The 13,254-nt window shown below is 69.8% G+C and carries 10 protein-coding genes; 7 read left to right on the top strand and 3 right to left on the bottom strand.

Going from position 1 to position 13,254, the window contains the following annotated elements:
* Position 1 precedes the first annotated feature (1 nt).
* Entirely contained in the window at positions 2-3,427 is a 3,426-nt protein-coding gene (locus tag AC099J_RS16575; protein WP_479616377.1) for a chemotaxis protein CheB, read from the bottom strand.
* Positions 3,428-3,716: 289 nt separating this feature from the next.
* On the opposite strand from AC099J_RS16575, the gene AC099J_RS16570 reads away from it, so the two are divergent.
* The 3 genes from AC099J_RS16570 (at position 3,717) to AC099J_RS16560 (ending at position 6,328) form a co-directional block, all read left to right on the top strand.
* Entirely contained in the window at positions 3,717-4,694 is a 978-nt protein-coding gene (locus AC099J_RS16570; protein WP_479616376.1) for a Bug family tripartite tricarboxylate transporter substrate binding protein, read from the top strand.
* Between the two features lie 10 nt (positions 4,695-4,704).
* Positions 4,705-5,196: a nucleoside deaminase gene (locus AC099J_RS16565; protein ID WP_479616375.1), complete on the top strand. Its 492-nt coding sequence runs from the start codon at positions 4,705-4,707 to the stop codon at positions 5,194-5,196.
* Positions 5,197-5,446: 250 nt separating this feature from the next.
* On the top strand, positions 5,447-6,328 hold the full coding sequence (locus tag AC099J_RS16560; protein WP_479616374.1) for a YihY/virulence factor BrkB family protein: 882 nt from the start codon (positions 5,447-5,449) through the stop codon (positions 6,326-6,328).
* Here the strand turns inward: AC099J_RS16560 and AC099J_RS16555 are convergent.
* Positions 6,317-6,805: a hemerythrin domain-containing protein gene (locus AC099J_RS16555; RefSeq protein ID WP_479616373.1), complete on the bottom strand. Its 489-nt coding sequence runs from the start codon at positions 6,803-6,805 to the stop codon at positions 6,317-6,319. The two genes, AC099J_RS16560 and AC099J_RS16555, sit on opposite strands and share 12 nt — an antisense overlap.
* A gap of 229 nt (positions 6,806-7,034) precedes the next feature.
* Between AC099J_RS16555 and AC099J_RS16550 the strand changes: the two genes are divergently transcribed.
* Positions 7,035-7,271: a hypothetical protein gene (locus AC099J_RS16550; protein ID WP_479616372.1), complete on the top strand. Its 237-nt coding sequence runs from the start codon at positions 7,035-7,037 to the stop codon at positions 7,269-7,271.
* Between the two features lie 175 nt (positions 7,272-7,446).
* Positions 7,447-7,815 (top strand): hypothetical protein, encoded by a 369-nt coding sequence (locus AC099J_RS16545; RefSeq protein ID WP_479616371.1) that lies wholly within the window; start codon positions 7,447-7,449, stop codon positions 7,813-7,815.
* A gap of 111 nt (positions 7,816-7,926) precedes the next feature.
* On the opposite strand, the gene AC099J_RS16540 is transcribed toward AC099J_RS16545, so the two are convergent.
* Entirely contained in the window at positions 7,927-9,018 is a 1,092-nt protein-coding gene (locus AC099J_RS16540) for a DUF3616 domain-containing protein (RefSeq protein ID WP_479616370.1), read from the bottom strand.
* Positions 9,019-9,151: 133 nt separating this feature from the next.
* Here AC099J_RS16540 and AC099J_RS16535 point away from each other — a divergent pair, with 133 nt between their 5' ends.
* On the top strand, positions 9,152-10,267 hold the full coding sequence (locus tag AC099J_RS16535) for a metallophosphoesterase family protein (RefSeq protein WP_479616369.1): 1,116 nt from the start codon (positions 9,152-9,154) through the stop codon (positions 10,265-10,267).
* Positions 10,268-10,278: 11 nt separating this feature from the next.
* The gene (locus AC099J_RS16530) at positions 10,279-13,221 is read left to right on the top strand and encodes an AAA family ATPase (RefSeq protein ID WP_479616368.1); all 2,943 of its coding nucleotides are present in this window, start codon (positions 10,279-10,281) and stop codon (positions 13,219-13,221) included.
* Positions 13,222-13,254: the final 33 nt, after the last annotated feature.

The following is a 13,254-nucleotide window of genomic DNA, read 5'->3' as shown; positions in this document are numbered from 1 at the left end:
CTCAGCCTGGCGGTCGATCATGCCAACGGCCCATTCGGCGCGAGCGTCCGGCAGACCTGAGCGGCTCAGGATCGTCACGGCGCTGCGGATCGGCAGCCAGCGGGTTGCGCAGTTCGTGCGCCAGCATGGCCAGGAACTCGTCCTTGCGGTGGTCGGCTTCGACCAGCTGCAGCTCGGCCTGCTTGCGGTCTTCCACATCCACCATCAGGGCGACATACCCTGCGAAGGCACCAAAGGCGTCAACGTGCGGCACGCTCATGGAACGCATCCACCGGTAAACGCCGTCATGGCGCAGCAGCCGCATGTCGCTGTCCAGCTGGCGGTGCTCGGCCTGGGCGACAGCGTATTCGTTCAGGTAGCGCGACCTGTCCTGCGGGTGCAGGAACTCCAGCCAACCTGTGCCCACAAGAATGTCGCCGGACCGGCCGATGAACTCGATGCACCCCCGGTTGACGAACTCCGTGCGTCCGTCCGCGTCTTCGACGCGCAACAGAGCGGGAATGTCATCGGCCAGGCGACGGAAGCGGATTTCGCTTTCGACGCGCAGCCGCTCCGAGATGTCTCGCTCGGTGAACAGCATCGCGTGCACCGCTCCCTGGTCATCGTGCAGTGCGGTGGCCGAGATCGACACCGTCGTCAGCTGGCCCTGCTTGGTGCGCCGCTCTGCGTCCACCGGGCCCAGCGAGCCGGGGTGGAATCCGTGCGCGACAGCACTGGCGCCTGCGGCCTTGGCGCGGTCAGCAGATGCCGACAGCGCGCCGACCGACATCTTCAGGGCCTCCTCCCGGCGGTAGCCGTAGATGCGCTCGGCGCCCTTGTTCCACGACAGGATGCGTCCGTCCAGGTCGCAGCTGTACACGGCATCGTTCGAGTCATCCAGGATGGCCGTCAGCTGCTCGACCTGGCGCGCCGCAGCGCGCAGCACGGTGACGTCCACGAAGGTCACGACCACGCCTTCGGTGAGGCCATGGTGCCCCACGTAGGGCAGGATTCTGCGCAACCACACCGTCGACTCCCGCCCCGCCACTTCGACCTCTGCGGGCATGCCCGTGTTCAGCACCATCTGGGCATCGGCAAACAGCGACGTGTCGTGCACGGTGGCCGCGATGTCGGAGAGCAGTCGCCCCTCGTCGCCCGCACGCAACCGGAAGAAATCGGCCGCCAACGGCGTGAAGCGGCGAAGGCGCAAGTCCGGGTCCAGCAGCAGGGTCGCGATGTGGGTGCTGTCCAGCAGATTGCGCAAATCGTCGGCGTTGTGCGTGGTCTCGACCACCTTGTCCTCGAGCTGGGCGTTGACCGTCGACAACTCCTCGTTCAAGGCCTGCAGTTCCTCTTTCGAGCTCTCCAGCTCCTCATTGGTCGACTGCACCTCTTCGTACAGCGCCGACGCCTCCTCGTTGGCGATGCGCAGCTGCTCGTTCGTGCGCTCGGCGTCCTCCAGGGCCAGGGCCAGCTCCTGGCGGTTCTCCTGCATTTCCATCTCGAGCGAATGCAGCGGCGGGTCGGCCTCGTGCGCGACTGCCGGCGCCATCTGGGCGACCGTGAAGGTCAACAGCACCATGCCAAGCGCATCCGGGCGCGCGATGCGTTCGGCCTGCAAGTCGACATGCTGGCGGATGGAAGGGTCGCGGCGGGTCGGCAACGGGACGCTGCGGCTGGCAATGCCCTCACGCTCGGCAGCCTGTCGCAGCACGATGCGGGTCGATGGCCGCAGCTCCTTGCGCAGCAGGCGCAGCAGTTCCAGCGTGGCATCGCCCTCGGGCTCCATGAACCGGGCCGTCTCGCCGAGGAAGTACAGCGCCCGCCCTTCCCGGTCCACCAGGACCGCCGCCGTCACTTTTCTGCTGCCGAGCTGTTCTCGCAACATCTCGGCACTCGAGGGGTGGCGCGGCGCAGCACCGCGCAGCCACATGGCATCGGTCGAAGAGGCCTTGTGGCTGAAGCCGCGTGGCAAATGCGAACGACCGCCGATGCGCTGAAACAGCCGCATGGGGCCGGACACCGGCGCAAACAGCGCGGAGGGGGCCGCCCCGAGCGACTCGGCCTTGCCCAGCCACAGCAGCCCATTGGGCTTCAGTGCGAAATGGAACAGTTGGAAGACGCGGTTCTGCAAGCCCGGCTCGAAATACATCAGCAGGTTGCGGCAGCAGATCAGATCGAGCTTGGAGAAAGGCGTGTCCTGAACCAGGTTCTGCGGCGCGAAGGTGACCGCGTCGCGCAGCCGCTTGCGGATGGCGAACATGCCCCGCCGGCGTTCGAAGAACTTGCCCAGTCGCTCGGCCGAGACGGTGGAGGTGATGCTCTCGTGGTAGAGGCCCTGGCGCGCCGCCGCGAGTGCGTCGCCATCGATGTCGGTGCCGAAGACCTGCACGAAACCGTCGACCTGGAACTTGTCGAACAACTCGAGCACCACCATGGCAATCGAAAAGCTTTCCTCGCCCGAGGAACACGCGGGCGTCCACACCCTGAACGTCGCGTCCTCGCGGGGCAGCAGCGCAATCAGCGGTGGAAGCACCGACCGCTCCAGCTCCAGCCACAACTCCGGGTCGCGAAAAAAGTCGGTGACACCGATCAGAAATTCCGAGCTCAGGGTGTTGGCCTCGAGCGGCGAGTCATTCAGCAGGGCCACGTAGTCGGCGACATGCGCACAGTGCGTCACCGACATGCGCCGCTTCAGCCGGCGCTGCAGCATTCCGGGCCGGTATTGCCGAAAGTCGTTGCCGGTGCGGGACAACACCAGGTCCAGGATCTCCCGCAGCACGGAGGGCCCGGCTTCGGAAGACACGGGCAGGGCCAGCTCACGCTCGGCGTTTTGAGCCCCCAGGAAATCGGACAACGCGGAGGGCACCGCCGCCGGGTTGAGCACCAGATCGGCCGCGCCGGCACCGATCGCGCTGTTGGGCATGCTCGGAAATTCTGCCGTGGTGGGGGTTTGCACGATCGTCAGCCCCCCGACGGCCCGAATGGCTTTCAACCCGATCGTGCCATCGTGGTCGCTGCCGCTGAGCACGACTCCCACGCAGCGGTCGCCCGCGTCTTCCGCCATCGAGGCCATGAAGAAATCGATGGGCTTGGGTGCTGGCCGCAGGCGGTGCGGCGGCCCGTCGAAAAACACCTTGCCCTCGCGCAATCCCATGTGCCTGCCGGGCGGCATCACGTACACGCGCCCACCTTCGAGCCGCTCGCCGTTGGCAGCATTGGACGCGGGCACCGACCCCGCGCGCGTGATCAAGTCCGCCAGATGGCTGACGTGGTCGACCGGCAGATGGGTGATGACGATGTAGGCCAGCTGGGCATCGGCTGCGGCGGCGGCGAACAGCTCTCGAAGGGCCTCCAGGCCGCCTGCCGAGGCCCCGACGGCCACGTAGGTGAGGGCCGGCGCGACCGGCACGGCTGACTCGCCAGATTCAACACTGGTGTTGGCCACAGATGCTCCTACTTTTGCAAACGATGAGCGTGGAAAGCCGGCAGGCCGAGATGCGCCGGTCACCGCAGAATGCAAGCAGCACAAAAACTCACAGATTCTAGGGGCGCCTCCTACACGTTCGCGCCCAGTAGCCTGTCGGGCTGGAGCCGCTGGCATCTGCGGTCCGCCATGGCTGCTGCCCAAGGTCGATGGCCTGGTGCAGCACCTGGCCATGCATCTGCGGATCCGGTGAGCGGATGGCCCGCTTCATGCTTGGTCGCGGGCACTCCACCCACCCGCAAGGACCGCCATGCGCAACACCCCCACCACACGGCGCAGCGCGCTGCAGTTGCTCGCCGCCAGCGCCGCTGCCACCGTTTTGCCTGCCTTCGCCCAGTGGCCGGACAAGGCCATCAAGATCGTCGTGACGTTTCCGCCCGGTGGTTCCAGCGACGTGCTCGCACGCGTGATGGCAGAGCAGCTGGCCAAGAAGCTGGGGCAGCCCGTGGTGGTGGACAACAAGCCCGGCGCCGGCGGCACCATTGGCGGCGCGCAGGTGGCGGCCGCCGCGCCGGACGGCTACACGCTGATGCTGTCCAACACGACGCCCATCGCGCTCGGCCCCTTCACGCTGGACAAGCAGCCCTACGACCCGGTGGCAGCCTTCACGCACATCGCCTACCTGGGCGCCGCGCCGCTGGTCATCATGGCCAGCAAGCCATCGGGCATCAAAAGCTTCGCCGAGTTCGAGGCGCTCGCGCGCAAGGACGGGCGCATGGACTTCGGCTCCGGCGGGCCGGGGTCCATCGGTCACATCCACGGCGAGCTGCTCAAGCGGGCGACCGGGCTCAACATGGTGCACGTGCCCTACCGTGGTGGTGCGCCGATGACCACCGATCTGATCGCCAACACCATCCCGGTGGGCATCGACGTGATCACTTCGTACGTGCCGTTCTTCAAGAGCGGCCAGCTGGTGCCCTTGGCGGTGACCGGCGCCCAGCGCTCGCCCTTGATGCCGGACGTGCCCACCGTGCTGGAACTGAAGCAGCCCAAGCTCGTGCTGGAGAACTTCTTCGGGCTCTCGGGGCCTGCCAAGCTGCCCAGCGACGTGGTGACGCGGCTGCACGCAGCCTGCAACGAGGTGCTGGTCATGCCCGAGATCCAGAAGAAGCTGACGGAACTGGGTATCGTGGCCAAAGGTGAGACGGTCGCCGTGTTCAACGGCCTCGTCCAGGAGCAGGTGGGCGTGTTGGCCGCCACGGTCAAGGGGGCCGGGATCAAGCTGTGAGAGGCAAGCGATGTACGAAGACAGGTTCATGCAGCAGGCGTTGGCGCTTTCTGCCCGGGCGCTGACCGAGGCCGGGACCGAGCCGTTCGGCGCCGTGGTGGTGCGCGACGGCGAGGTGGTGGGCCAGGGCTTCAACCATTCCGTCGCGCATTGCGACCCTACCTCGCACGGCGAGGTCGAAGCCATCCGCGACGCATGCCGCAGACTGCAGCGCATCGACCTCGCCGGCTGCGATCTCTACTCCTCCTGCGAGCCCTGTGCGATGTGCGTGGCGGCCATGCACGTGGCCGGCATCGGCCGCCTGTTCTATGCGGCCTCGCTGGCCGAGTCCGGGGCGGCGTTCGACGGCGTGCCGGTCGCAGCACGGCACCCCATCGATGTGCACGCCCTGCGCCGCGCCGCCGGAGCCGCGTTGGATGCCGGGCACCTGCCGGCCGAGCAGCACCGGGCGCCGCAAGCCATCGCCATCCTCCAGGCGTGGGCGGATCAGCGCAAAGCCTAGCCCGCCAGGTGCGACGGCGCGGATGCGCTGGCGTCCGAAGCTGGCGAAAGCTGCATTCCTACAGCAAATCCGGCGATGGCCGCACACACTCGCGTGTGCCCCACCAACGACATCCGACCATGCCAGCCAGTACCGAGCGCGCTCCATCATCCGGGGCGCCCTCGGCGCTCCTGCACGTCATGGACATGACGCTCCTCAGCAGGGCCAGGCTCTGGGCCGCCGGGGTTGGCGTGAAGCCCGGCGTTCAGGCATGAAGGCGCTGCACGACACGTGGCAGTGGGTGCGGCGCACCGTGCTCGGCATCACCGTGCTGCGTGTGCCGGTCTTGGCCATGCGCAACTACATCTTCCACCAGAGCGCCAACCAGGCCGGCAGCCTGGCGTTCTCAACTGTGCTCGCCATGTTCCCGCTGCTGCTGCTGTTGTCCGCAGCCAGCGCCTACATGGGGCAGCCCGGCGATGCCGCAGCGCTGGCCGGGCGCGTCATGGGGTATGCACCGCAGCTGGTGCGCGATGCGCTGCAGCCGGTGATCGACCAGGTGCTGGCCCAACGCAACCAGGCGCTGCTGGCCATCGGCCTGGTGGTGACCTTGTGGACGGCTTCGTCCGGCATGCAGGCGGTACGCGGTGCGCTGAACCGGGCCTACGGCATCGAGCGCGGCCTGCCGTTCTGGAAGGCACGCATCAAGGTGACGCTGTTCACCGTGGTGGTCGGCGCCGGCGTGTTGATCGCCTTCAGCTCTGTGATCGTCATGCCCTACCTGTGGCAGCTGCTCGAGTCCAGCGTCGGTGCTGGAGAGGAAACACCCTGGCTGCGCAACAGCGTGCGCTACGGGTCAGCGTTCGTGGTGTTGACCGTCCTGTATGCCGTGCTCTATGGCTGGCTGCCGGACATCCGCCAGCAGCTGCGCACGGTATTGCCGGGTGCGCTGCTGGGGGCCGCGCTGTGGGTGGGCGCCGCGGCGGCTCTGTCGTACAGCTTGCGCACGGCGGGCAAGCTGGCGCTGGTGTACGGAAGCTTTGCCGGGCTGGTGGCGACACTGGTGTTTCTGTACATCAGTGCCACCACGCTCATCTTCGGCGCCGAACTCAACGCCGTGATCCGCGAAGAAGCGGCGTCTTCAGGCCGGTGAGGCCATCAGCTCTTCCATCAGCTGTTCCTTGCGCTCTTGCAGCTCGGTGCGCATGGCGACCAGATCGAGCCTGCGTGCAGCGCGCGCCTTGACGAACATCTCGTTGCGCTCTTCCTTCACGTGGTGGTCGATGTACTCGGCCAGCACGATCACCTTGGCGGACCACTTCGGGTCGGCCGCGTCGCCCGATTCGATCTGTGCAATCAGGTCCTTGGCCGTGGCGTGCTCGACCTCGGCCTCGTCCATCAGGTCCGTCTCTTTCAGCGCTGCGCGAACCGCGGGGTAGAAAATTTCTTCCTCGATCTGCGCGTGCACGGTGAGCTCGCGGCAGATCTCGTCGGCCAGTTCCCTCTTCTTCTGCGTCGCCGATTTCGACTTCGAGGACATCAGCTCTTCGAACGCCTTGAACAGTTTCTTGACGTTGCGGTGGTCGGCATCCAGCAGGCTGCAGGCGTCGGGTGTGGGGCGGGTCGTCATGGGGAGCTCCTCTTGGTGGTGTGGGGTGGCGCAAGCTTGGGACGAGAGCGCAGCGCTGCCAGTAGGCGCACAAGCAGGTCGGGCGCAGCAAGACGGCCATCCCGCTGTCAGCGGGCACCTCACGACCGACGGCCATGCCTGCGGCACGCGGCGCCGTCCGACCCTGCAAAGGCGCCCCCACGCGCGCGGCGCAGGCGTCAGCCGTCGACCTGGCAGGCATGATCAGGCCATGTCTTTGCTTGATCTTTTGCAGTGGCCGGCGATGGCCACCTCGCTCGTGGCGGCGTGGCTGGTGGCGTCATCGTCCGAGGGGCGACGCGCCTGGGGCTTCTGGGTCTTTCTGCTCAGCAATGTGCTGTGGATTGCATGGGACGTGCACACGACGGCGTGGGCGCTCGTCATGCTGCAGCTGGGCCTGGCCGCGATGAACGTGCGCGGACTGCGAAAGAACGACGCCGACGCCTGAGACAGGCGTGGCAGCCGGCGCGGCAGGGCGCCAACCGTGACGGACAAAAGGCGGCGTCCTCCCTGCTGATTTGCCTTCCAGCGGCGCCAAAGCGCTGTTCTGATTTGTATCTGTCGCTGGGCGAAACGGTCAGAATACTGTATTCTTGAACAGTGTTTTGATCCAAGGAAACGTCATGGACACCGCTGTCGCCACCGCCACCGCCACCACCACTGCCCTTGCCACTGGCTACACCGTCGCCCTGCGCGACTTCCCTGGCCTGTCGGCACTGGACCGCATGCAGGCCGAGATCCGCTATTGCCAGGCGCTGGAGCGCCGGCTGGGCTCGGCGCAGGCGGTCGCCACCACCTTGCGCGCCGTCATCGCCTCGCACCGGGCCGCAGAGCCCGGCCACGGCGACGCCGGCGCAGACGCCGGCGCAGACGCCGATGCGACCGATGTGCTGTCGATGCGCTGGCGCCTGGCCAACATGGCCGCCCACCGGCTGGGCCTGGATGGCCTGCCGCAAGCGTCCGGCGCGGCCTTCGAGGTGTCGCTGGACTGAGACCTCGGCGCCGCACCGGAGCATGCGCCCCCGGGCTTCTGCGCGGCCTCTGTGCGGACGCTGCCCGCCAGGGCATGCAGCAGCGCCAGGGCACCGGCCGGTCGGTGCGCGTCAGCCAGCCCGCGCCAGCAGGTCGCCAAACACCGTCGATGCGCCGTCCTGCCGATCCGGCCCGGGCGCGTCGTACAGCACCATCCAGCGCTGCGGGCCGGGCAGCAGGCCATCCGGCAGCGCGCACAGGGCCTCGGCGCGGTCGAACCCCGGCAGGTGTGGCAGCAGCACGGGATCGTCGAACGTGTGCTCGAAGCGCACCGGCCCGGTCTCGGCCGCCAGCGCAGCCCGGGCGTTGTGCCACTTGAACACGCGGATGTCGCCGTCCAGCACCATGGTCGGCCCGGCCAGGATGATGAGGTCGTCGCCGTCCATCTGCAGGTCGCGCACGCCCAGGCCCAGCAAGGGCAGGAAGTGCTTGCGCACCAGCGTGCCGTCGTCGTCCAGCGGCGCCAGCACCAGCTCTTTGCCCTTGGGCACGACGGCCAGCTCCAGCATGGCCGACCAGCCGCGCAGCACCGGGCCGCGCAGGCCCAGGAGCAGGCGATCGCCGAGGACGGCCAGTCCTTCGATGTCCAGGCCATTGTCCTTGCCCGGGATGTCCAGAAAATCCCGAAAGTGCGGGTCCTTGGCCAGCAACTCGATCAGCGGGTTGGACGACCCGTCGACGCCCAGGCACGACGCGCGGCGGCCGTCCGCCGCCTGGCGCACCAGCGTGGGCACGCCTTGCGCGTCGTCCTCGATCGGCAGCCGCGCCAGCAGGCGGCGGTTGCGGTCCAGCGAAGTCTTGGCCAGTCGCTTGGCGTTCTTGGCGTGGTCCGCGAGCGGGTCGACTTTCTTGCGCTTCCACCCGTGCGAGCCCACCACCCAGAGCCAGCCGTCGACCACGGCCATGCCTTCCAGGTCGGCCTCCTCGTCGGCATCGCCCGGCAGGTCGAGCAGCTCGGCCAGCTTGAATTCACGGCCCTCGCCGTAGCGCAGCGTCTCCTGGCCGACGGGTTCGAGCCGGCGCAGCCGGTCGATGCCGGCCGCCTCATCGCCCACCACCCACAGCCAGTCGCCGGTGATGGCGGCGCCGGAGAGGTTGGAATGGACGAGGGCGCCGGGCGGGAACTCCAGGCGGACAGCGTTGGGCGAGCGGATCAGTGGCATGGCGTGAATCTCCTGTGAACACCGGCGAGTCTGCCAGCACCGGCCGCCTGCGGCCAGCTCCCGGTCCATCGTCCACGCGCAACACAGGCACGCGGCCAGGCCCATGCCGACCTGCGCGGCACAATCCGCGCCCATGCCACGCTTCCTGCACACGGCCGACTGGCAGATCGGCCGCCAGTTCGCCACCCTCTCCCCCGACAACGCCCCCCTGCTGGCCGAGGCGCGCCTGCAGGCCGTCGAACGCCTGGCCGCGCTGGCCACCACGCAGGGCGTCGACGCCGTGCTGGTCGCCGGCGACGTGTTCGACGCGCAGACCGTCTCCGAGCGCACGGTGCGCCGCCTGTTCAATGCGCTGGCCGGCTTCAAAGGCCCCTGGCTGCTGCTGCCCGGCAACCACGACGCGGCGCTGGCCGACAGCGTGTGGACGCGCGCGCAGCAGCTGGGCGCCGTGCCCGCCAACGCGCATCTGTTGCTGGCGCCCGAGGTGCGCGTCTTCGCCGACCACGGCTTCGCCGTGCTGCCCGCGCCGCTGACGCAGCGCCACACGCACAGCGATCTCACGGCCTGGTTCGCGCAGGCCGACACGCCGGCCGGGCTGCTGCGCATCGGCCTGGCGCACGGCAGTGTGCAGGGCATCCTGGCCGAAGCCATCGACTCGGCCAACCCCATTGCGCCCGACCGCGCCGCCACGGCGCGGCTGGACTATCTGGCGCTGGGCGACTGGCACGGCAGCAAGTGCATCGACGCGCGCACCTGGTACGCCGGCACGCCCGAGACCGACCGCTTTCGCGCCAACGCCTCCGGCCAGGCGCTGCTGGTGGACATCGCCGCGCCAGGGGCCGAGCCGGTGGTGCAGACCCTGGCCACCGGCCAATACCGCTGGCTGCAGATCGACACCGTGCTGCAGGTGCCCAGCGATCTGGACGCCGTGCACGCACAGTTGCTGGCCCTGCAGGCCGGCGACGTGGTCGACCTGCGCCTGGCCGGCACGCTCGACCTGCCCTCGCACCGGCGCCTGCAGCAGGCCATTGGCCAGGCCGAGGCCCGCGCCCGCCATCTGCAGGCCGACCTGTCGGCCCTGCGGCTGATGCCGACCGACGACGACATCGCCGGCCTGCAGGCCGACGGCTACCTGGGCGAGGTGATCGCCGAGCTGCGCGAGGCCAGCCGTGGCAACGACGCGCAGGCCCGTACCGCGCAGGACGCACTGGCGCTGCTGACGGCCGAGCTGGCGGGGGCAGCGACCTGAGCGGTATGGAAATGCAGATCACCCGCCTGCGCGTCGAGCAGCTGCGCCGCTTTCGCCAGCCGCTGGAGCTGGCCGGCTTCGAGCCCGGCCTGAACATCCTGGCCGGCCCCAACGAAGTCGGCAAGAGCACGCTGGTGCGCGCCATCCGCGCCGCCTTCTTCGAGCGCCACAAGTCCAGCGCCGTGGACGACCTGCGCTCCTGGGGCGAAGGCAGCGGCGCCAGCCCGCGCGTGGAGTTGGACTTCACCCTGGGCGGCGAGCCGCACCGCCTCGTCAAGAGCTTTCTCGGCAAGAAGCGCTGCACGCTGGCCATCGGCATGCAGCAGCTGGACGGTGCCGACGCCGAAGACCACCTGGCCCGGCTGTTCGGCTTCGGCTACGCCGGCAAGGGCGCCAGCAAGCCCGAGCACTGGGGCATTCCCGGCCTGCTGTGGGTGCAGCAGGGCACCGGGCAGGAACTGGACGTCGGCCATGCGCGCAACCACTTGCACGACGCGCTGCAAGGCCAGGTCGACGCCCAGGCCGGGGCGCTGGCCGCCACCGGTGGCGACGCGCTGCTCGACCAGCTGCGCGCCCAGCGCGGCCTGATGCTGACCGCCACCGGCAAGCCGCGCGCCGAGCTGCAGCAGGCCGAGGACGCCATCACCCAGGCCCGCCAGCAATTGGGCGCGCTGGACGCCCAGATCGCCCACTACCGCCAGCAGGTCGACCAGCTCACCGCGCTGCGCCAACAACATGCCGAGGACGCAGCGGCGCGCCCGTGGGACGCGCTCGACCAGCAACTGGCCCACGCCCGCCAGCGCCAAAGCACACTGGCCGCCAGCCAGCAGCAGCTGGCGCAAGACCGCCAGCGCCTGGCCGAGCTGGAGCGCACGCGCCTGCTGCTGGCCCAGGGCCTGGCCGCCTTCGACCAGCAGGACGCGGACGCCGCCAAGCGCGCCCAGGCCCTGGCCAAGACAGCCACCGCCTTGCAGACCGCAGACATCCAGGCCGCCCACGCGCAGCAGCAGTCCCGCCACGCCGATCAGCGCGCCCAGGCCGCCGCCCGCGCGCTGCAGGCCGCCCGCGCGCACGCCATGCGCAGCGCGCTGCAGCAGCAGCTGGCACAGGCCCGCGCCGACGCCATGCGCGAGGCCGACGCCCTCACCCGCGCCCAGGCCGCACACACCCAATGGGCGGCACTGCAAACCGAAGCCGCTGCGTTGCCGGCCATCACCAACGCCCAGCTGAAACAACTGCGCACGCTGGAGCGCGCGCTGGCCGACGCCACGCTCAAGCGCCAGTCCGTCGCGACGCGGCTGGCCCACGCCCTGCCGCCCGGCCAGCGTCTGCACCTGCTGCAACAAGAGGCCGCGCAGTGGATCGAGGCCGATGGCGAACGCCTGCTCGACGCGCCCGCCACGCTGCAACTGCCCGGCGGCGGCACGCTGACCATCACGCCCGGCGGGCACGACCTGGGCGCACTCGCACGCGCCCATGCGCAGGCCGCGCAGTCGCTGCAGGCCGCGCTGGATGCGCTGGGCGTCGCCGACCTGGCCGAAGCCGAATCTCGCCTGGCCGCACACACGGCCCTGGCGGCCCGGCTGCATCTGGCCGAGCAGGCGTTGGCCATCGTCGCCCCGCGCGGGCTGGACGCGCTGCACGCTGCCGCCAGCGCCGCCCAGGCCCGCATCGCCAGCGCCGAGGCAGCGCTGGCCCGCTTGCCCGCCGTAGGGACCGGGGGGGCGCACGCAGGCCCGGCACCCAACGCGGCCGCCACGGTCGACACGGCCGCCGAGGCCGCGACGGCCGATGGTGCCGACGAAGGCGACGAGGCTGAAGCGGTCGACGAGGCCGATAAGGCCGACGGGGCCGAAGTGGCCGACCTGCCCGACCTGCCCGACCTGCCCGACCTGCCCGACAAGGCCGACAAGGCCGGCATGGCCGACAAGTCCGACGTGGCCCACGTGGCCCACGTGGCCAACATTGCCAACGCTGCGGCGTCGGCCGGTCGGGGTGGCCTCGTCGAGCCACCACGCCCGCTGGCCCAGGCCGACGCCGAGGAACAGGCCACGGCCGACACTGCGCGCGCCATGCACGACGCCTGGTCCCAGGCCCAGCGCCAGCAAGCCGCCGCCCACAGCCAGCACGAGGCCGCGCAGCGCGAACTGCAGACCGCGCAGGCCGCCCTGGCCGACCCGGCGCGCCAGCAGCGGCGCGCCCAGTCACAGCAGCAGCTGCTGGACCTGGCCGCCGAGCAGCAGGCCGTGCAGGCGCGCGCCGACCACACCGCTGCGGCGCTGCACAGCGCGCGGCCCGACATGGTGGCGCAGGACATCGATCGCCTGCAGCGCAGCGTCGAGCGCCTGCTGCAAGGCCACCAGCAGCGCCACGAGCAGATCCTGGTGTTGCAGACCAGCCTGCAGCAGGCCGGTGCGCAGGGCCTGGAGGAACAGCGCGCCGCCGTCGATGCCGACCTCGCGCGTGCCACGCGCCGCCACGACGAGCTGCAGCGCCGCGCCGCCGCGCTGGATCTGCTGTGCAACAAGCTGGACGCCCGCCGTCAAGCCACGCTGGCGCGGCTGCAGGCCCCGTTGACCGAACGCCTGGCCTACTACCTGCCGCTGCTGCTGCCCGGCGCGAGCGTGCAGATGGACGAGCAGCTTGCTCCCACCATGCTGAGCCGCCCTGCGGCCGATGGGGCGCACGACAGCGGCCAGGTGGCCGACCTCAGCTTCGGCGCGCGCGAGCAGCTCGGCCTGATCAGCCGCTTCGCCTACGCCGACCTGCTGCGCCAGGCCGGCCGACCCACGCTGCTGATCCTCGACGACGCGCTGGTGCACAGCGACACCGTGCGGCTGGCCCAGATGAAGCGCGTGCTGTTCGACGCCGCCAAGCGCCACCAGGTGCTGCTGTTCACTTGCCACCCGGAGTGGTGGCGCGACATGGGGGTGGCGGTGCGGGCGCTCGCTTAGAGGCTCGCGCATCTGTGCGCCGGTCAACGCGAA

The sequence above is a fragment of the Rhodoferax sp. RT4P68 genome (assembly GCF_056521305.1).
Note: the sequence above shows the minus strand (reverse complement) of the source record. Positions and strands in the feature narration are given on the sequence as shown.

Bases quoted from the DNA above. Each gene is read 5' to 3' on its own strand.
- AC099J_RS16545 (WP_479616371.1), top strand. From the start codon at position 7,447: ATGGACACCGCTGTCGCCACCGCCACCGCCACCACCACTGCCCTTGCC.
- AC099J_RS16560 (WP_479616374.1), top strand. From the start codon at position 5,447: ATGAAGGCGCTGCACGACACGTGGCAGTGGGTGCGGCGCACCGTGCTC.
- AC099J_RS16555 (WP_479616373.1), bottom strand. From the start codon at position 6,805: ATGACGACCCGCCCCACACCCGACGCCTGCAGCCTGCTGGATGCCGAC.
- AC099J_RS16570 (WP_479616376.1), top strand. From the start codon at position 3,717: ATGCGCAACACCCCCACCACACGGCGCAGCGCGCTGCAGTTGCTCGCC.
- AC099J_RS16530 (WP_479616368.1), top strand. From the start codon at position 10,279: ATGCAGATCACCCGCCTGCGCGTCGAGCAGCTGCGCCGCTTTCGCCAG.
- AC099J_RS16535 (WP_479616369.1), top strand. From the start codon at position 9,152: ATGCCACGCTTCCTGCACACGGCCGACTGGCAGATCGGCCGCCAGTTC.
- AC099J_RS16550 (WP_479616372.1), top strand. From the start codon at position 7,035: ATGTCTTTGCTTGATCTTTTGCAGTGGCCGGCGATGGCCACCTCGCTC.
- AC099J_RS16565 (WP_479616375.1), top strand. From the start codon at position 4,705: ATGTACGAAGACAGGTTCATGCAGCAGGCGTTGGCGCTTTCTGCCCGG.
- AC099J_RS16540 (WP_479616370.1), bottom strand. From the start codon at position 9,018: ATGCCACTGATCCGCTCGCCCAACGCTGTCCGCCTGGAGTTCCCGCCC.